General features: G+C 59.3%; 19 protein-coding genes, 1 tRNA gene and 1 pseudogene. 13 read left to right on the plus strand and 8 right to left on the minus strand.

The window, feature by feature from the left end; translation table 11 throughout:
• Positions 1 to 12: 12 nt before the first annotated feature.
• A complete protein-coding gene (locus ACLGGT_RS13235) occupies positions 13 to 1,173 on the minus strand; it encodes a cytochrome P450 (protein ID WP_219436295.1) in 1,161 nt (386 codons plus the stop codon).
• Positions 1,174 to 1,216: 43 nt separating this feature from the next.
• Between ACLGGT_RS13235 and ACLGGT_RS13240 the strand changes: the two genes are divergently transcribed.
• Positions 1,217 to 2,119 (plus strand): glycosyltransferase family 2 protein, encoded by a 903-nt coding sequence (locus ACLGGT_RS13240; protein ID WP_437196454.1) that lies wholly within the window; start codon positions 1,217 to 1,219, stop codon positions 2,117 to 2,119.
• A 72-nt stretch (positions 2,120 to 2,191) separates the two neighbouring features.
• Here the strand turns inward: ACLGGT_RS13240 and ACLGGT_RS13245 are convergent, their stop codons facing one another.
• The 6 genes from ACLGGT_RS13245 to ACLGGT_RS13270 all read right to left on the minus strand — a co-directional run bounded on the left by ACLGGT_RS13245 (position 2,192) and on the right by ACLGGT_RS13270 (position 8,223).
• Positions 2,192 to 3,016 carry a phytanoyl-CoA dioxygenase family protein gene (locus ACLGGT_RS13245; protein ID WP_437196456.1) on the minus strand — a complete coding sequence of 275 codons (825 nt, stop codon included), beginning with the start codon at positions 3,014 to 3,016 and terminating at the stop codon, positions 2,192 to 2,194.
• Positions 3,013 to 3,885 carry a phytanoyl-CoA dioxygenase family protein gene (locus tag ACLGGT_RS13250; protein WP_151978878.1) on the minus strand — a complete coding sequence of 291 codons (873 nt, stop codon included), beginning with the start codon at positions 3,883 to 3,885 and terminating at the stop codon, positions 3,013 to 3,015. Before ACLGGT_RS13250 ends, ACLGGT_RS13245 begins: the two co-directional genes overlap by 4 nt.
• A gap of 3 nt (positions 3,886 to 3,888) precedes the next feature.
• Positions 3,889 to 5,190, minus strand: a complete 1,302-nt coding sequence (locus tag ACLGGT_RS13255) for a polysaccharide pyruvyl transferase family protein (RefSeq protein WP_151978877.1) — start codon at positions 5,188 to 5,190, stop codon at positions 3,889 to 3,891.
• Positions 5,191 to 5,192: 2 nt separating this feature from the next.
• Entirely contained in the window at positions 5,193 to 5,477 is a 285-nt protein-coding gene (locus ACLGGT_RS13260) for an acyl carrier protein (RefSeq protein WP_151978876.1), read from the minus strand.
• A 413-nt stretch (positions 5,478 to 5,890) separates the two neighbouring features.
• A complete protein-coding gene (locus tag ACLGGT_RS13265) occupies positions 5,891 to 7,552 on the minus strand; it encodes a methyltransferase domain-containing protein (RefSeq protein WP_437196459.1) in 1,662 nt (553 codons plus the stop codon).
• On the minus strand, positions 7,546 to 8,223 hold the full coding sequence (locus tag ACLGGT_RS13270) for a class I SAM-dependent methyltransferase (protein ID WP_437196461.1): 678 nt from the start codon (positions 8,221 to 8,223) through the stop codon (positions 7,546 to 7,548). The genes ACLGGT_RS13265 and ACLGGT_RS13270 overlap by 7 nt, the downstream gene beginning before the upstream one ends.
• Before the next feature lie 277 nt (positions 8,224 to 8,500).
• On the opposite strand from ACLGGT_RS13270, the gene ACLGGT_RS13275 reads away from it, so the two are divergent.
• The 8 genes and pseudogenes from ACLGGT_RS13275 to ACLGGT_RS13310 all read left to right on the plus strand — a co-directional run.
• Complete coding sequence (locus tag ACLGGT_RS13275; protein WP_081508071.1) at positions 8,501 to 9,367, plus strand: sulfotransferase; 867 nt, start codon at positions 8,501 to 8,503, stop codon at positions 9,365 to 9,367.
• A 599-nt stretch (positions 9,368 to 9,966) separates the two neighbouring features.
• On the plus strand, positions 9,967 to 11,256 hold the full coding sequence (locus ACLGGT_RS13280) for a tyrosine-type recombinase/integrase (protein WP_437196462.1): 1,290 nt from the start codon (positions 9,967 to 9,969) through the stop codon (positions 11,254 to 11,256).
• Entirely contained in the window at positions 11,256 to 12,143 is an 888-nt protein-coding gene (locus tag ACLGGT_RS13285; protein WP_437196464.1) for a hypothetical protein, read from the plus strand. Before ACLGGT_RS13280 ends, ACLGGT_RS13285 begins: the two co-directional genes overlap by 1 nt.
• 94 nt (positions 12,144 to 12,237) lie before the next feature.
• Positions 12,238 to 12,432, plus strand: coding sequence for a helix-turn-helix transcriptional regulator (locus ACLGGT_RS13290; RefSeq protein WP_297781699.1), 195 nt, complete (start codon positions 12,238 to 12,240; stop codon positions 12,430 to 12,432).
• Between the two features lie 34 nt (positions 12,433 to 12,466).
• On the plus strand, positions 12,467 to 12,892 hold the full coding sequence (locus ACLGGT_RS13295; protein ID WP_437196466.1) for a helix-turn-helix domain-containing protein: 426 nt from the start codon (positions 12,467 to 12,469) through the stop codon (positions 12,890 to 12,892).
• Between the two features lie 49 nt (positions 12,893 to 12,941).
• A complete protein-coding gene (locus ACLGGT_RS13300) occupies positions 12,942 to 13,136 on the plus strand; it encodes a hypothetical protein (RefSeq protein ID WP_437196467.1) in 195 nt (64 codons plus the stop codon).
• A 61-nt stretch (positions 13,137 to 13,197) separates the two neighbouring features.
• On the plus strand, positions 13,198 to 13,464 hold the full coding sequence (locus ACLGGT_RS13305) for a transposase (RefSeq protein ID WP_437195341.1): 267 nt from the start codon (positions 13,198 to 13,200) through the stop codon (positions 13,462 to 13,464).
• A pseudogene (locus ACLGGT_RS13310) lies at positions 13,449 to 14,387 on the plus strand (IS3 family transposase); the annotation flags it as partial. The gene ACLGGT_RS13305 and the pseudogene ACLGGT_RS13310, both read left to right, overlap by 16 nt.
• A 244-nt stretch (positions 14,388 to 14,631) precedes the next feature.
• Here the strand turns inward: ACLGGT_RS13310 and ACLGGT_RS13315 are convergent.
• Positions 14,632 to 14,719 (minus strand) — tRNA-Ser (locus ACLGGT_RS13315).
• 277 nt (positions 14,720 to 14,996) lie between these two features.
• Here ACLGGT_RS13315 and ACLGGT_RS13320 point away from each other — a divergent pair.
• The 4 genes from ACLGGT_RS13320 to ACLGGT_RS13335 are packed head-to-tail and all read left to right on the plus strand — an operon-like array spanning position 14,997 to position 18,852.
• Positions 14,997 to 15,929, plus strand: a complete 933-nt coding sequence (locus ACLGGT_RS13320) for an SPOR domain-containing protein (protein WP_437196468.1) — start codon at positions 14,997 to 14,999, stop codon at positions 15,927 to 15,929.
• Positions 15,930 to 15,944: 15 nt separating this feature from the next.
• Positions 15,945 to 17,108, plus strand: coding sequence for a D-alanyl-D-alanine carboxypeptidase family protein (locus ACLGGT_RS13325; protein ID WP_081508073.1), 1,164 nt, complete (start codon positions 15,945 to 15,947; stop codon positions 17,106 to 17,108).
• The gene (gene tmk, locus ACLGGT_RS13330) at positions 17,105 to 17,731 is read left to right on the plus strand and encodes a dTMP kinase (RefSeq protein ID WP_081508074.1); all 627 of its coding nucleotides are present in this window, start codon (positions 17,105 to 17,107) and stop codon (positions 17,729 to 17,731) included. Before ACLGGT_RS13325 ends, tmk begins: the two co-directional genes overlap by 4 nt.
• Positions 17,728 to 18,852, plus strand: a complete 1,125-nt coding sequence (locus tag ACLGGT_RS13335) for a DNA polymerase III subunit delta' (RefSeq protein ID WP_437196470.1) — start codon at positions 17,728 to 17,730, stop codon at positions 18,850 to 18,852. The genes tmk and ACLGGT_RS13335 overlap by 4 nt, the downstream gene beginning before the upstream one ends.
• Positions 18,853 to 18,855 lie beyond the last annotated feature (3 nt).

The raw sequence follows: 18,855 nt of genomic DNA on the forward strand, positions 1-18,855 counted from the left end.
CTTTAGCCGCTTTCATAGGGTCGACAGGCAGAGCCGACACAGGCGATATCCCCGTGTAATCGACCACTGCGTTACCAGCCGATCAGGCTCGGCTCCGGGCTGCGGCAGAGACACTCGAACACGTTGCATCACCGCATCCAGAAGCAGAGACAGGAACTGACGACTTGCCTGCCCCCCAACACACGCCAGTGGGCCAAGAGAAAACGTGGCCGTTGGTTGACGGGGCCGATCCAACAGGCAGGTGTCAGGCTCTTGCCAGAGCGCAGGGTCCCGGTTCGCAGCGGAAAAATCCAGCACCACAAGACTGCGCGGCGGTAGCCAGACATCGCCAAGGTTCAACCCCGTCGCTCCGATTTGCCGTGTTCCATATCGGATTGAAGTCATCAGCCGCTCCACCTCTCGGATATAGCCGGGGCGCAGCTCGGGCCGCGCGCGCAATGTCTCCTGAAGCTCTGGGGTCTCCGCCAAATGGGCCAGCATCGACACGCTTGTGTAGGTGATCGGCAAAAGCGCCAGAAACGCAGGAAAAATCCAATGCGTGATCGGCATTTCACGCGCCTTGCCGCGTGTTTTCTCCAAAATTGACAGGTCCTGCATCACGGCACGCGCCAGAGGTTCAACAGGTGCAAGATCGCTCGGCCCGTGCCGCTCGACCGTGAGCATTATCGCCAGCAACCCGTCTTCGACCCTCTGACCCAACTCGGGGTCGATGGCCAACGCCGTTGCCCGACATGCGCCAAGTATGGGGCGCAAGAGGTCCGCCATCACATCGACCGTGCGGCCTTCGGCTGAGGCAATAGCCCCAAGCGCGGACGCCATGTCCAGATCCTGAAGCGTGCCTTGAAAAAGCCGCGTGATTGCAATGGCATCACGTCTTTCTGCGTCGTTGGGAACCCGATGTGCGCGCGCCACGATCCTTACGATTTCCATCGTTTGCTCAAGTGTAACCCCCTGTTGCGACATAAACCGCGCCATCGCCTTGGGGGTCAGCATATCCACCGTCGTGGTTGGATCGGTCAGAACGGTCCGCACATCGCACATCCGCGAGACGATCCACTGCCCATATCCGCGCTGTTTTGGCAGCCCAACCAGCAACGGATCGGCGTTGGGGTCCAGCGCAGGCGGGGCGGCCAACCGCGGAGCATCTTGCGTTGGGGGGACAGGTGAGGGCATGAAAGGCTCTGGACAAGATGGGGCAGGGGAATCGATCAAGGATATGAGTAAAGTTTTCCCGGCCAAAGTGACAGATTTATCGACCCCAGACATCTCCATAGCCATCACCTGCTGGAACATGGAGCGGGAACTGCCGCGCACCCTTTGGTCTTTGTCCCGTGCCTTTCAGCAGGGGGCAGATGACTTGACCTGGGAGATCATCGTTGTCGACAACGGCTCAGACCGTCTTCCCCTCTCCCCCAAGATGAAGCCCGCGCCGCGCATCCTCACGGCCCGCCTCCCCGCGCCCTCGCCCGTGGGTGCCATGAATGAGGCGCTTGCGCTTGCGCGTGGGCAGATCATCGGTGCCTGGATCGACGGCGCTCGCATGGCCTCGCCTAATCTACTGGCCAGTGTCGCCCGCGCCGCCAAGGCCCATCAGGCGCCGGTCATCGCCATCCCCAATCGGCAATTCGGATCAGACCGCCAAGCCACCGCCGCGCTACAAGGATATGATCGCGCAGCAGAAGATGCGCTGCTTGCGGCGGCTGGCTGGCCAGAGCCCTCGGCCGATCTGTTCGCTGTGTCTTGGCCGGAAGAGCCCTCGCCAACAGCGCCCATGCTGGAATCAAACGCCTTGTTCCTGCATCGCGATACCTGGGCTGCGTTGAGCGGCTATGACCCTGCCTTTGTCGAGGCCGGCGGTGGGATGTGCAATCCGGATATGCTCGACCGCGCCCTAAGACACCCGGGCACCCAGTTCATCCGCATGTCGGGCGTGGCTACCTTTCACCAGTTTCACGGCGGCACGTCGACCTCGGACGAGATGCGGGCGGTTGAGATGGTCAAAAAGGCCACACGCGCCTACGTCGCTCTGCGCGGCCATCCCCCGCGCAAGCAGCGCGCGCGCGGTTGGGTTTACGACGCCACAACCGCCACGATGGACTATGGTTGGTCCAAAGTCTGATTGGCCCCGCGCGCATCGCGGAAAGATGGCATCCCCCCAACGGCTCAACTCCAAAGCGAGGGTCGACCCTCCCTACCGCGGGTCCGCGTCCAAGGTCGCCGCCTCGCGCATCACAATCCCGGCGGAATGGCGCAGGATGTCGCGGTGTCTCCTGAGGGCCTCTGGCTCCAGATCGATCTTGGGCTTTGCCTCGAGCAAATAGGTGCCGTGATCCTGACCACGGACCATTGTCGCATAGCCCTTGGCCGTGCCACGCTGCGCCACATCCCCGGCGATATACCGGATGGCAAACCCAATTCTGCGGCCCGTGGTTGCGCGGTTCGTCGCTGAGCCATGCACCAGCATCACATGGTGGAGCGACATTTCTCCGGGTCTGAGCACGCAATCCACTGCGCGCGTCTCGTCTACTGGCTCTCGCACTTCTTCGCCCAATGGCAGCATAGAGGACGCGGCATTTCGGACGGCATGGGGCACCGCCGCGGTATGGCTCTCTGGTATGACACGTAAACACCCGGTTTCCGGCGTGCTTGGCGTAAGAGCAAGCCACGCGGTCAACCCCCTTGGCGCATTCAGCCCCCAGCAGGTTCCATCCTGATGCCACGGCACCACATCGGCAGAGCCCGCTTGCTTGCAAAAGAAACTCGATCCCCAACACAGCACATCAGGCCCCAGGATTTCGGCAACGCGCGCAACGATCCGCGCATCTTGCACAACATCCCAAAGAAACGGAAAGAGCAGATGCCCTTTGACGTTCAGCAGTTTGAAAATACTTGGCCCGAGCCGCTCTTCCACCTGCTCGAACTTTGCGACAAGCTCTGCCGCCTCCGCCTCGGTCATCACCGGGACAGCCGAGACATAGCCGTCCCTCGCGTAGCTCTGCATGATATCTTCGGTCATGTCCCAGTCTCCGGTGATGGATCAACCTGCCTAAGATGGGCCTCTTTCGCGCGGCGGATCACCCGCCCGGCCTGGCGGATGACATCCGCATGCCGCGCCAGCGCGTCAGCGCTCAGCGCGCCCTCTGGTGCGGTTTCTAGCGGCATCCCCGATATATTGCGCCCGCTCACCAGTGTTACGGTGGCCCCATCTTGGCTGATGGTGGCTGGTACATAGCGGATAACGAACCCAAGCCGTCGATCCGACGAAAGATTGCGCCCAGACCCGTGCAAGACGAGCGGATGATGCAAAGACATTTGACCCGGTCGAAGCACCAGTGCGCGCGCAAGAGAGCGGTCGATTTCCTGCCGTACTGCCTCGCGCGCACCCAGCATGTTGCGGGCATCCTGCGTATCCAGATGCGCCAATTGCCGCGTGTGTGTGCCCGGGATCACCTCCATGCAGCCCGACTCGGAATTGGTAGCACTCAGCGCCAACCAGGCGGTCGCACCAATTGCGTCGCTCAGTCCCCAAAAGGTTGCGTCCTGATGCCAGGCCACATACCCGTCAGATCCCGCCGGCTTGTCGATAATGCTTGATCCAATGCAATAAATGTCAGGCCCCAGCAGGCTTGAAACGGGGCCGACGATCCGCGGATCATGCACAATGTCCCAAAGAAACGGCAGAAGCAAATGCGGCTTGACCCGTGTCAATCCCGAGAGGCGTCCATGCGATTGCGCCTCCTGTGCCTCGATATGCGCGCGTATCGTCGCGGCCTCCTCTTCCGACATGACGTCGAGAGGACAGAGCACGCCATCATGCCCGAAAGAGCCGCAGGATTCGGGGGTAAGCGCATGGCGTTGTGAGGAATAGGCATCCGTCGAGGGCATGGGTTAGAATGGCTCCGTTTCGTGTATGTCCTGCCCCGTCAGGGCGGCTTTGCGGTCCTGCGGCGTGCTGAAAGGCGTCATCGCCCAGTTCAACCCATCTTGCCTCAGACCTTCACGAAAGGCGAGCGCTGCGAACGCGAGCCGCTCACGCCGTTTCGCGTCTGGTCCGGCCCGAAATGTCTCGGCAACTCTGTCCCAATGGCGATCAAGTCTGGCGAGCACACCGGGCGGTATGGGCTGTGATGGGCCTTGCACAGCCTGTTCCAGCGCGGCAAGCGCCTCTGGCCAATCCTTCATCAGGTCGCAACTACGCCCCAGATGTCTGACAAGGCCGTCGAACTTTCGGTAGGCCGGGCGCGCCACCAAAAGCCCAGGCACACCATACGCAGCGGCGGTGATATAGCCGTGTAGCGATGACCCGGCATAGGCACGCGCATGCGCAAGAAGTGCTGCGATATCCCGGAGCCCGCGCGGCCGGTCAAGGGCTGCGGCGGCCACCCCCCGCGCAACAAGTGCTGCCGTCAGTTCGCGCGCCATCCGGTCGTCGGCATGCGCTGTGCCAAGCCCGATCACAATCGGCGATACGTCAAGGCGCGTGCACATCTGCGCCAGACCTTCGGCGAGGTCGCACAGCGATGCCTCCCCAAGCGATCTGCGCCGAACATGCGTCGCCAGCACCCGGTCTGTCCGTGTCACGCCCAGAGTGGCGCAGACCCGGGCAAAATCTTGGGCCAGTTCTGCTTTTGGCCAGACTGTTTCAAGGCCGAGAATCGTATCTGGAACGATCTCGACCTCTGGATGCTCTGACAGGCCCACCATCCGGATCGAACCGGCATCCCGGAGTGCAAGGTAATCGGCACAGTCAAAGGCCGCCGCCGCGAGCGGCTTTAGTCCGGGCCGAAGAGGGTGCGGAACGCCAGGGGCATTCCACGCTACAGGCACATCCCGCAACGCCGCCGCCAACGTGGCCCCGAGCCAGGTCAAGGGGCCAATCGCAGCGCCGATCCCACCCTCGCGATACTCTTTGAGCGGGTCCATGCGATGGGTATGCACAATATATCCGCCGCCTATGAGTAGGCCATCACACGGGGCAAGCGGATCAAACGCTGTGGCAATGTCGCGAGATGCCATCGCCTCGCGCAGGCCGGTCTCTGCCCCGGTCGGTGACATCGCATGCACGCGACATCCGCGACGGCCCAGTTCATGCGCGGCAACCACGGGGAACATGAGATCGCCGAAATTCGGCATATCGAACATGCCGGTGATCATGATATCGAGCGGTCTTTGGCCGCAAGCGTTACCCATGGCTATGCCGTCGCTCGGCTCTCGCCAATCGGATGAGCGAGATGGTGGCCAAGGACCCTGACGCTCGGATTGTCAAAAATCTCATTAGGGTTCACTTGAATGGCGAACTGCTCGTTCTTCTGGGCGCAGATGTTTGTGGTTTCGGTGGTATCAAGCCCGTAGACATCGAAACGGTCCTTCGTCGAAACGGGATCCGGCACCTTGATCACTGTGGTGATATATGCCGCAATCCCGCCGCGGATCACGCCCTTGTCAGCGGGTTGGATCAGAGGTGTTCGGCTGGGCATGAATCACCTGCGTTATTTCGTTACGGGCCAGATGTGGGTTGGCCTAAGTATCCCCGAATTATCCCGGTCTTGCAATCAATTGGGCCAGACGCCGATCAGATCACGACTGGGGAGAGAGGTCGTGTAACCCGCCCCCCTTTCGCGCCGCACAGGGCAGAACCAGCCCGCGTTCCAGTGCCAAGGCGTCAAACCACACGAAGCTTGCCCCAACACATTTGCTTTGGAATTCAAAGACGTGGTCGAACACCCGTTGCAGTGCCGTGTGACGCAATTCGCGCCCGATCCATTGTCATACTCAACGGGCCTGCCACGACCGATCATACGATCCTCGCCATAACGCTTCGCGACACCGGCCATTACTGCATCCAAGGCTCGTGACGCCTTCGCTTGTCCCTGCCGCGTCTAGGCCCTCTTTACTTGTGCAGCACCCAGGTTTGCCGTTTTGCCTCGATCTCGAACCCATGGTCGCGTGCGAACTCTTTGATTGCCTCCTGCATCACAAAGCATCCGGATTCGTCCGGCCAGAGCCAGTCATCACCACACAAGATCGCATCGGGATAGAGCGCATAAGCCGCATCAAGATCGGCCCGATGCTTGAACGCGTCGATATAGATCATGTCCACCGGAATTTCCCGGCGCCTCAGGTAATAGAGCGCCTCAGGCGAGAACCGACGAACCGGATAGAAGCGATGCCTGAAGTCCCGCAGATTGTTCAGGGCGACAGCAAAATTCCCATAGTCGGACAAGAGGCGGGCGATGCGTTTCACTTCGGTATCTGACAGATGTTCAACATGGAGCGACATCGACGGATGATGTGCCATCCCCAAAACGTAATCCGCCCAGTTGCCATCCCAAGGATCAACGCCAATCAAGTTTAGATCAGGATTTGCCGTCAGCCAGTGCAGCGCCGATCCCCCCAAGAAACAGCCCACCTCAACCATGAGACGCACGTCCTTTGCGACGATCTCACGCAACACGATGTCGCGTCCCCCATCGCCATTCGCGTCCAGCGCCAGCTTGAAGGGTGCGTGGTCTTCCCATGGGAAATCCGGCCATGGATTGTCGCGTCTCAGCGCCTCTAATCCCAACATGATCTGCGACCCCGGTGGCGCGTCTTCCGCAGGATAGCTAGCATCCACCTCGTTGCGCACAGTCCGAACCGCCGCCGAAGCCCCCGGTGCGATGGTCCTCTCAGGTTTTGGCGCGCTCTTGGATCGGGCTTCAGCCAAGACCACCGCAGGCGGATGCGCCCCCTTGCAATAGTGGAATACGCTATGCCCCGACGCGCCTTGACGCGCCGCCGTGGGGATCGCTGCGCGCCGCAGGTCGTCGCGGTCAAAGATCTCAATTGGCTCGATCAGATGTGGGCCTGTTCCCCAAACCTCTTGCAGCAAATCCCTCAGATCGCTTGACCCGAAAATGCGCATGTGATCCTTTTCGCCAAAGCGTGCCAGGCGCTCAGCATCCGTCAGATCAGGCGATAGATCTTCGTCAGTCTTCTCGCCACGGATCGGGACAGACAGGAAATGCAGCCCGCCCGGTGCCAATATCCGGTCCAACTGACGCAAGACTTCGCGCACGTCGCACGGGACATGCTCCAGAACATGGTTGTGAAGGATCACATCATAACTGGCATCCGGGATCGCCGCGAGGTCCGTGCATAAATCCAACATGCGGATGCTTTTGTTTTGGCTTTTCTGGAAACGTTCCGCGTTCACCTCGGCCCCGTGGTAGGCATCGCCGGACAATTCGCTGAACTTTCGCGCAAGGCTTGGTTCCGGTGCCAACTGCAGCACTCGCTTGCCCGGTTCAAATCCGCCCAGCCGATCCAAAATCATCCACATCAGCCGGTTGCGCTCTACGGCTCTGCGTGTCGAGCACCGCGCGTTCTGGCGACCGTTGAAGTCTTCGTACTCGGAGCCCTTGCAAATCGGACATTCCAGATCCTTGGCACGCTCCTGCACAGGCGGTTGCACGGCACTGTGAACGCTCCGCATCTCTGGCGATGCGACTTTGCGCATCACGAATGTCGCATTGGTGTAACAGGGCTCCTGCACGCCGCTGCGTCTCACCACGGCCAGATGCCCCCCAAAGAGCGGATGATCTCCGACAGATCGCTCCCGTAGTCGGTGAACACCAAGCATTTTGTCCCATCCCCAGCGTTATGATAGCGCTCGGGTTTGAAATGAACCAACGTTCCCTGCTCCAGTCGCGCCCGTGTCTCGGTGCGATCCGGTAGCGGATAGTCATTCGGGATAGAGAAGACATGGAGGCCACCGGGCCGAAGCACACGCAGCGTCTCGGCAAAGGCTTTCTCGATATCGGGAAGATGTTCCATCACATCGCTGGTGATGATCAGATCAAAGCTGTTGTCTTGGAAAGTCAGCCGGGTCAAATCTTCGTTGCGCACGCCGTCCGAAGAGACGTCTCCAAGCGGCTCATCGGGGCGGAAATAGGACCGGACGTAGTTTTGCAAGCCTTTGAGGCGTGCAACGAACGGCCCCCGCAGCGCCGGTTCATAGATCGATATGTCATTCAGCAGGCCGCGCTCGACAAGTTGATCAAGAGAAATCGCCTGTCCGCGACCGAACTCATCTACGATGACTCCAGCCTGGTCTCGCCAGCGCAACGTAAAGCGACAGTTCGAACAGGCATAGGATTCCCGCACAGACCGCTGATCGCCGCGAAGCATAGTGCCGACGTGACCACAGATCGTGCAGAGACCGAAAAGATCGGATTGTTGCAAGGTGTTCCCTCCGAATGACCGACTGCTTGACGCGCAGTTTCATTCGATCTTACGCACGCTCTCACCTTCTTGCGCAGGTCAAAAAATGTCAACTGCGGACACCGAACCGATGCGCCTCTGCAAGATGCCGGTGGTATCCAACTGTCATCTACGTAACGTCATGTAAGCAAGTATCCTCCCATGCCGTCATTTTTCCGCTCAACCGGAAGCATTCCACTGTTTACCTTAAATGCGACGCGAGATAGTGATGGGTCGAGAAAAACGGGACTGCTCTAGAATGAATAACAAGTTGTTTTCAAACCTTTTCCTGAGCATCGGTGCGATGAAAGCGGGCACAACATGGCTCTATGCAGTCTTGGAGCGTCACCCAGAGCTTCATTTCACGCCCGAAAAGGAACTGCATTATTTTTATCATAGGTATGTGGACAACAGTTACCTGAACGAAAAGCGACGGCTCAAGGACGCCAAGGATCGCTACCTGTTCCGCTACGATCCAGAAAAGGCGAATATCGACCGCATCCGCGCGAATTTGCATTGGGTGTCGAACTATCTGAACAGCCCATTGGATGATTTCTGGTATCGCAATCTGTTCCAGTTGCGGGATCATCAGGTCTGGGCCTGTGATTTCTCTAATCTTCATGCCTTTGTGCCCGAGGCGGCATGGCCTAGGATTTCTGCCGACTGCGAGCGGCTGCGCGTTCTTTATACGATGCGGCATCCGCTCAAGCGGCTGTGGAGCCACACCAAGTTTCATCTTCAACTGACCGGCAAACTGCACCTGCTTGATGAGTGGACCGCCGGCGATTACGAGACCTTCGTGCGTTTACCGCATATATGGGACAACGCGGAGTACGGGGCGGTTCTACGGCGCATGAAATCTGGCCTCAAAGAGCAGGAACGCATGGTAATGTTCTATGAAGATCTTCATGCCGACCAGCGCGGTACTCTGGCGCGCATCGAAGAGTTTCTTGGTGTGGCGCCCTTTCAGTATCCGCAACCCCTGCTGAACCGCCGGTTCACTGAAAGTGCTTCGCGCCCTATGCCTGATTTCTTTGCCAAGCTCTTCGCGCAGGACATAGAGCGCATTACACATGAAGTCGAAACAGAGGGTTTTGTCGTGCCAAAAGAGTGGCAGTCGCACTGAAATTTTTCGTTTCAAGAATCCGGTGCCGCGTTGCCGATAGAGGCATTTTTGAGATAACACCGCAAATACCACGGCCAGAAAGCGTCTGAAGTCACGGCTTGGGCACCGCAAACCGTGAGAGGAGCGACAAACGTCCATTTGGGCCCTTCGGCAGCAAGGGCTGAGGCGCGGCGCGGCCGGTCTGGAAAATCTTTGGACAAATCTGAGGCAGTGGGTTCTTTGAGCCTCAAATCTCCCAGACATGACTATGCCCTCGCCAGATGCCTCTAGCGTGAGGGATGTCGCGTAAAGCCGCGTCTCCCAGCTTAACTCAAGTTTTGCCACCAATCAGAAAAGATGGATTTATCCGATCATTTTTGTGGTTTGGGGCTTCAAAGGAGGAGAGCGCCTGAAGGCTTTACTTAACTCTTTGAAATCAGGGGTTTTTGGCGGAAGCTCAGGCCCCCCTAGTTATAAGTCAATAATTTGCACAGCTATGCACTAATATGTTGAAAGTAAAAAATTAAACGCGAAAAAATCCCAAAATATGTTTGCAATCTTGTGCAATTTTACGCCTTCAATTACACTTTTTTTGTGGGGTTTTATGAGGGATCAGGAAAATGCCTAGGATTGCAAGGGAGTTGACCGCGTTGGACGTGAAGCGTCTGGCCCATCCGGGCGGCAAACGTAATATGCTTTTTCCGGTTGGCGGCGTTCCCGGTCTGCATTTGCAGGTTTCCCCGAATGCAGGCCGTTCTTGGGTGTTGCGTGCCATGGTCGGAGAGAAGCGCCGGGATATTGGATTGGGCGGCTTTCCCGGCGTCACGCTATCGCAAGCCCGCGATAAGGCGCGTGAAGCGCGCGACAAGATCGAACGCGGTCTTGACCCCGTAGAGGAACGCAAGGCCGCTAAGGCTGCGTTGGTGGTGGCCCAGCGCCGTGGTCTGACCTTTGCCGATGCCGTGGACAAGGCGCTTGCCGCCAAGCTCGACGCCTTCAAGAATGCGAAACATCGCCAGCAATGGGAAAACACGCTGGCCGCCTATGCGACGCCAGAGTTGGGCAGAATGCTGGTGCAGGATATAACGACCCAAGACATTTTGCGCGTTCTCAAGCCGCTTTGGATGGAAAAGACCGCAACTGCGTCACGCCTACGCGGGCGGATTGAGGCCGTTTTGAGTTGGGCGACGGTTGCAGGGCATAGGAAAGGTGACAACCCGGCGCGCTGGGCTGGAAATTTGAAAGAGCTTTTGCCGCCCCCGTCCAAGGTTGCAAATGAGGGCAATCACCCCGCCTTGGCGCTGGAGGATGCGCCGCGTTGGTTTGCGGCTTTGCAGGCGCGCGAAGGTTTTGGGGCGCGGGCGCTGGAATTTGCCGCTCTGACCGCAACCCGGTCGCAAGAGGTGCGGGGCGCGCTTTGGGATGAAATCGACTTGAAAGCGGCGGTTTGGATCATCCCCGGCGCGCGCATGAAAATGGGTAAGGAACATCGCGTTCCCTTGTCTGCCCGTGCTGTTAATATGCTAGAGGCGCTTCCCCGGCTCAAGGATAACCCGTTTGTGTTTCCGGCGGCACGCGGCGGGCAACTGTCCGATATGACGCTATCGGCCACAATGAAGCGGATGCACGAGGCAGAGGTTGCCGAAGGCGGCACCGGGTTCCTTGACCGCACGTCCAAGCGCCCAGCCGTGCCGCATGGCCTGCGCTCGACGTTCCGGGATTGGGTAGGGGAAAAGACCGCTTATCCCGGTGATATGGCTGAGGTTGCCTTGGCCCATAAGATCAGCAACGCGGTCGAGGCCAGCTATCGGCGGGGCGACATGATCGAAAAGCGGCGGCGCATGATGGGCGATTGGGCGGATTTCGTGGCGGGTAAGGTCAAGGGCGGCAAGGTTGTGAGGATTGGGTGATGTGGTGTCCCGAAGGATACTATTCTTGGCTTCAAGTGTTTTCAGAATTGTCAGATGCTTCGGAGCAAATTCTGTCGTTAGTCTGCTTGGGTGGAGAGCCGAAAACACTCGTAAATGGCGAGCCTAAGTTGGTTCACTCTGCCGAATATTATTTGGTCAAGGCTGGCTTTGCCAAGTCGGATTCCGAAGCGAGGCTAATCACTGGCATCACGTCAACTTTTCTCATGTCGAAGTTTTGCGCCGATTTTCAACCAGTTGTCGCCAGCGTGAGTGGAAATAGGATTACACCTGACTGGCCAATGTTCAGTCACATCGACCAGCTTGAAGTGTGCAACTATGTATGGCCCCTGAAATCCGATACACAGTTTCAATCCTTGTTTACTTTCCACGACGAGAACGGCTTTGATACGCGAGCTTTGTTGGACAGATTTGCATTCGTCGATCCGGATACAGGGCAGATCAAGCCGAAAAACAGTTCAAAGGCACATCTTGAAAATGGTCTTGGTTTCGAGAGTGTCACAGCACGGCGTTTTGAAGAACTCGCGAACAACTTGCGAGATTTTGTAGTTTGTTGGCCCGGTTTTCCAGACGATGAAGAGTATCGCAGCTTTCTAGGATATATCGAAATTGATGAGATTTTTTCGAAAGCGCTCGATTTCGAGTTTGGATCAATAACCGATTTGAAGCCTCAAGCGAAAAAGCGGGCGGTCGGTAGACCCTCAAAGAGAGATGATGCAGCGCGGGTGTATTTCTCGCATTTTCCCGATGGACACGCGGCTGGCGGCAAAAGCTGGAAGGAAGCTCTAGCGGTGGTCAATCGCGGTCTAAAAGTCCCAATATCTGAATATACGCTCAAGCGTGCGGTCAACGATGTAGGGCAAAAATAGCATAATCTATTTTGCCCCATGTGATGTTTTTGCCGGTGTTTCAAAGACATATACATCATGCTTTGCTTTCCATAGCGAAACTATGGAGGCACATATGTCTGAGATTTACCTTTCTGACCGCCAACTTGGCGCTCGATATTCGGTCCATTTTCTGACCCCCCGGCGCTGGGCGAATGAAGACCCGACTTTCCCCAAACCTGTGAAGCTGTCGCCCGGTTGTGTGCGCTGGCGGTTGTCCGACATTCTCGCTTGGGAAGCCACGAAAGCCGATGCCAAGCCCAAGGCTTGAAGCGGGCGCGAAACAATCAAGGACAGGTTTGCACATGACTAAGCGCCCTAATCCGCGCGCCATCAAGGCTGCGCGCACCTACACAATCGAAGAGGCGGCCCTTGCCCTTGGCGTGACCGTTAGCACGATCCGCAGTTGGGTGAAATCCGGCTTACCTCTGATGAAATCGCGGCGGCCCTTCCTGATTTTGGGGGATGCCCTGCGCGCCTTTCTCGAAGACCGCGCGAAAGGGGCGAAGGTGCCATTGAAGCCCGACCAGCTCTATTGCTTTACATGCAAGGCGGCCCGCGCCCCAATAGGGCTATTTGTCGATTGCATCCCTCAGACACCCAAAACCGCCCGCCTGTTTGGTCTTTGCGAGGTCTGCGAAGGCACCTGCAACCGGATAATCAGCCGGTCCAAGATCGACTATTTCAGCCAAACTTTTCGTGTCGCGATCAAAGAGGGGCAATGCCCCTAAAGGATACCACGAAACCCCTCTAAAACCGTCACTTCGGAAAGGACGCACAATGAACCGGAAATTCAACGAAGAAAACGAACGGGTAAAGCGCCGATACCTGGAATTCCTGCGTGAAGCCAAACGCAGCGACATGGCCACGGTGGACAAGGCCGCCGATGCCATTTTGCGATTTGAACGCAGCATCAAATACAAGCCCTTCAAGCGGTTTCGTATTGAGCAGGCGGTCAAGTTTAAGCTGGAGTGACGTTGCCCCCTGCATCTAATCCAGTTTGAGATAGACTCTGGCCCAACCGAAAGGACCAGAGATGAAGCGCAGCAGATTTACCGAAGATCAGATCATTGGCATCCTGAAAGAGCATGAGGCGGGTATTTCCGTGGCCGATCTGTGCCGCAAGCACGGTGTCAGCGATGCAACTGTCTATAAATGGAAAGCCAAGTATGGCGGCATGGATGTCAGTGAGGCGAAGCGTCTGAAGGCGCTTGAGGATGAGAACGGGAAGCTGAAGAAGCTGCTCGCCGACGCCATGTTGGACAACTCGGCTCTGAAAGACTTGCTCGGAAAAAAATGGTGACGCCCGCCGCGAAGCGGCAAGCGGTCGCACATCTTGTGGAAGGCCACGGGATGAGCGAACGGCGGGCGTGTCGGGTCATCGGCTGCTGCAGGATGACGATGCGCTATGAGGCGATCCGGCAGGATGATCCCGCGCTGCGGGAGAGGCTGAAGGAACTGGCACGAGTTCGCCGCAGGTTCGGCTATCGGCGTCTGCATGTGTTTTTGCGGCGTGAGGGCCATGAGGTCAATCACAAGCGGCTGTTCCGCATCTACCGCGAAGAGCGGCTGCATGTGCGCCGTCGCGGTGGGCGCAAACGTGCCATGGGAACACGGGCCCCGATGGTGTTGCCGTTGATGCCGAACCAGCGCTGGTCGTTGGACTTCGTATCCGATCAACTGACGGATGGCCGCCGGTTCAGAATCCTAACCGTGGTCGATGACTGCACCCGCGAATGCCTCGCGCTCATCGCCGACACTTCGCTGTCCGGGGCCAGAGTGGCGCGTGAACTGGCGACGCTGTTCGAGGCCCGTGGAAAGCCCGGAACAGTGGTCAGCGACAATGGGACCGAGTTCACCTCGAACGCGATCCTGACGTTCGCCGATGACCGCAAGATCGACTGGCATTACATCGCGCCAGGCAAGCCGACCCAGAATGCCTTCATCGAAAGCTTCAACGGTCGACTACGCGATGAGCTGTTGAACGAGACCCTGTTTCCGTCCCTGAACCATGCTCGCGTCACGCTGGCCGCCTGGCGCAAGGACTACAACACCGAACGCCCCCATTCCCGCCTCGGCTGGCAAACGCCCGCCGAGTTCGCACAGACCTTCACCCCGCAACGGGGCCTGACGCTGCGCAATACGCAAAGCTCCGCGCCAGACCCCGTTGCCCAATCCGCCGAAAACGGCAAAACTCAAACCCGGAGTCTCGCTCACGCTGGATAAAAGTTGGGGGCAACGTCACTCTATGCCAGAATTGCAACAAAAGGTCAGAGGCGTTGGGCGCGCGCATAGGTTCTTCTGGCGCGTCTGTGCCAAGGATAATTCGCCACCGCTTGACTCTTCCAGCCGCAGAAAAGTCAGTGAGGGGTATGAACAACTTGGCAGCGTCCAAGCGTTTTTCTTTTGTGGGGCTTTATGTGGGGTGGAAATTTTTAAGGCAAAATTAGTGTTTTAAATCAAATGGTAATGGCGGAAGCTCAGGGATTCGAACCCTGGGTACCTCTCGGTACGCTGGTTTTCAAGACCAGTGCAATCGACCACTCTGCCAAGCTTCCATGCCTTAGACGACACCGGCGCATCCGGGCCGGGTTAGGCCTGACAATGCGCCGCTGTGTGGTGCGACTGTGCCTATAGAGGTCCGGGCGATTCTGAAAGGGGGGATGCTGGGGAAAATCGCGCATCGAACGCCTGCGCACTTTTCACGCGGGGGGCAAGGCGCTAGAGTGCGGGCGCGCGACAGGACCGGGACGATAACAGGCAAGACCGGACCACCGGCTAACACCGCTGAAAACTTGCGCATACGGGCACGGGGCAAAGGGCAAGGGGCAAGAGATGACAATTGCGGAACAGGGCAAGGGCGGACAGGTGCGGCTATCGCGGCTCGTCCTCGTCGGTGCGGCGATGATGCTGCTGGCTGGATGCGAAGAGGGCGCGCCCTCATGGCTCAAGCCCGACAGCGCCGCGCAATCCTCGACGGGGGGCGCGACGCCTGCGCGTCAGTCGGTCAAGCTGGTGGAGCGTGATGTCGAGGCCCCGGATGTCTTTCAGGTGACCGATATGGGCCTTTGGGACGGGCGGCCATCGCTCGGCGGGGTTTGGGTGGCACATCCTGACGTCAAGGAACCGGAGCGGGTCATCATCCGCAGCACGGCGGATTCGAAATTCGTGATCGGCGCGTTGTTCCGGCGCGCGCGAGATATTCCCGGACCGGCTTTGCAGGTGTCTTCGGATGCTGCCGCGGCACTTGGCATGCTGGCAGGCGCTCCGGTACAGCTCAATGTAACCGCCCTGCGCCGAGAAGAGGCCAAAGAAGAAACACCCGAGCCCGAGAGCGCGCCGGATGCGGCAGAGGTCCTTGCAGCACCGTCCGAGATCGAAGCGACGGCGCTTGATCCCGTCGCCGGGGCGGCGGCGGCAATTGATGCGGCCGAGGCTTCTGCGGAGACGCCAGCCACTGCGGCGCAACCAACCGTTGCGGCGGCACCAATCCCTGCTCCTGCGGCCACTCCCACTCCCCCTCGCGCCTCTGGCCTTGATAAGCCCTTTATCCAGATCGGGATTTTCAGCGTTGAAGAGAACGCTCGAAATACTGCGACGGCGATGCGGCAGGCCGGGATGGTGCCGACGGTGCTAGAGCAAAACAGCCAAGGCAAAGCATTCTGGCGCGTGATCGTGGGGCCCGCGACCAGTTCCTCGGAGCGGGCAGCCTTGCTCAAAAAGATCCAAGGCATCGGTTTTGAAGATGCCTATGCCGTCACCAACTAAGATTAGGAGGGTCTGATGCGCCTTATCCGCCATATTGCTGCTGCAACGCTTTGTCTTGGGGTGGCGCTGCCTGCGCAGGCCTTTGAAACCAGTGCCAAGGCGGCTTATGTCATGGATGTGACCACCGGGACGGTTCTGCTCGACAAGAACGCCGACACACCCATGCCGCCCGCGTCAATGTCCAAGTTGATGACGCTCTACGTGGCTTTTGAGGCTGTGCGCAGTGGGCGACTGACGCTGGACGAGCGTCTACCTGTATCCCAGCACGCCATGAGCTATGGTGGCTCGACAATGTTTCTTGACACCACCGACCGAGTCCGGGTCGAGGACCTGTTGCGCGGTATTATCGTGCTCTCCGGCAATGATGCCTGCGCGGTGATCGCCGAGGCCCTCAGCCCAGATGGGACCGAGGCCGGGTTTGCCCGCTTTATGACGCAGCGCGCGCAGCAAATGGGCATGACCAACTCCATTTTCCGCAATGCCAGCGGTTGGCCCGCCGAGGGGCATGTCATGAGCATGCGTGATCTGGCGCTTTTGGCGCGCCACATTATTGAGGATTTCCCAGAATTCTATCCGATGTTCGCCGAAACCGAGTTTCGCTTTGACGGTCGCGCACCGAGCAATATCAGCAACCGCAACCCGCTCTTGGGGCTGGGGATTGGGGCTGATGGTCTTAAGACTGGGCATACAGAACAGGCGGGATTTGGCCTGACCGGATCGGCCAAGCAGGGCGAGCGGCGGGTGGTTTTCGTGATCTCGGGGCTGGCGACAGCACAGGACCGGGCGCGCGAATCCGAGTCGATCGTAAACTGGGCCTTTCGGCAATTTGCAGAGAAATCCGTGCTCACGGCGGGCGAGGAGGTTGCGCGCGCTGCGGTTTGGATGGGCGAGGCCACCAGTGTGGGTCTGACCGTGGCCGAGGATGTCTCGACCCTGCTTCCGGTGCTTGATGGCGGTGAGCTAAAGGGCGAGGTGGTGTATACCGGCCCGGTGCGCGCGCCGGTGGCCAAAGGTGATGTGCTGGCCGAATTGGTCTTTGCGCCCGAGGGGCTGCCGTCCACGCGCGTGCCTTTGGTGGCTGCCGAGGATGTGGCGCAGGGTGGGTTCATGACCCGGATACGCACTGTTTCAGGCGTGCTTTTGGCGCGCTTGCAGCAGGGCCCCGAGGGGGCGCTTTGAGCGGGCAGGGGTTGTTCCTCAGCTTTGAGGGGATTGACGGGTCAGGCAAATCCACACAGGCGCGACGGCTGGCAGAGACGCTGCGCGCCAAGGGCCGCGATGTGGTCTTGACGCGCGAGCCGGGGGGCAGTCCGGGGGCTGAGGAAATTCGGCGTCTGGTGCTCGAAGGCGACAAGGACCGCTGGTCCGCCGAAACCGAAATTCTGCTTTTCACCGCCGCGCGGCGCGATCATCTAGAGCGGGTGATCGCCCCCGCTCTGGCCCGTGGTGCGGTGGTGATCTGCGACCGCTTTGCCGACAGCACGCGCATGTATCAGGGTCTTGGCCGCGCTGATTTGCGCGGGATTGTCGATCAGTTACATACGCTGATGATCGGGCGAGAGCCGGATTTGACCGTGCTGATTGATATTGATCCCGGTGTGGGCCTTGGGCGGGCGCTGTCGCGCGGGGGCGACGAGGCGCGGTTTGAATCCTTTGGCGAGGGGATGCAGGCGCGGATGCGCACCGGGTTTTTGGCCCTGTCGCAGGAATTCCCAGCACGTTTTACGGTGATCGACGGCGCGCGAGACATGGACGCCGTGGCCGAGGACGTCGCCCGTGTGGTGCAGGCGCACCTGCCATGAACGACGATGGCCTGCTGCCTGAACCTGACCGCGTCGAGGGCGCGCCGCATCCACGCGAGACGGTGCAACTGGTTGGCCAAAGTGCGGCGGAGGCCGAATTTCTCGAGGCTTTCAACACCGGACGGCTGCATCACGGCTGGCTGATCACCGGGCCGCGTGGTGTAGGCAAGGCGACACTGGCGTGGCGCATTGCACGGTTTTTGCTGGCAACCCCGCTGGTGCAGGACGAGGGGTTCTTTGGCGCGCCGCCGCCACCCGCAACGCTGGATGTCGCGCCGGATCATCCGGTAGCGCGGCGATTGCTGGCTTTGTCCGATCCGGGGCTATTTCTGCTGCGGCGCGGCCCCACCGACAAGGGCGACCGGCTGGCCGCCGAAATTCGCGTTTCCGAAGTGCGCAAGTTGGGCAATTTCTTTGCCCTCTCTGCCGCAGATGGCGGGCGGCGGGTTGTGATTGTCGATGCGGCGGATGATCTTAACACCCAAGCGGCCAACGCCATCCTCAAGATGCTGGAAGAGCCGCCTGCGCGCACGGTCCTGTTGCTCATATCGCATCAACCCTCTGGTCTTTTGCCCACCATCCGCTCGCGCTGTCGCACATTGCGGTTGGCCCCTCTGGGACCGCAAGAGATGGCGCAGGCGCTGGAGCAGGCAGGAATAGCGCCCGAGGGCGATCCAGCGGCCTTGGCGGAGCTTTCAGGCGGCTCGGTTGGGGCGGCGGTGCGGCTGCTCAATCTGGGCGGGCTTAAACTCTACGCAGAACTGGTGGGCCTGATGGAAAGCCTGCCGCGCCTTGACCGTCCTCGCGCCCTGCGGCTGGCCGAAGCGGCGGCGACGCGCGGAGCCGAAGACCGGCTGGATCTGCTGTTTTCTCTCACCGATCTTTTGCTGGCGCGGTTGGCGCGGACAGGCGCCACGGGCCAGCCCCCCTCCGCCGAGGCCGCAGCGGGCGAGGCCGCGATGCTGGCACGGCTGGCACCTGATGCCTATCAGGGTCGGGCATGGGCCGACTGTGCCGAAACCATCGGCGCACGGGCCCGGCATGGGCGGGCGGTCAACCTTGACCCTGCCAGCCTGGTCCTAGATACGGTGTTCAGGATTCAGCAAACCGCCGGGGCCTAATCC

Source organism: Roseovarius sp. MS2 (assembly GCF_051447875.1).
GTDB lineage: Bacteria > Pseudomonadota > Alphaproteobacteria > Rhodobacterales > Rhodobacteraceae > Roseovarius > Roseovarius mucosus_A.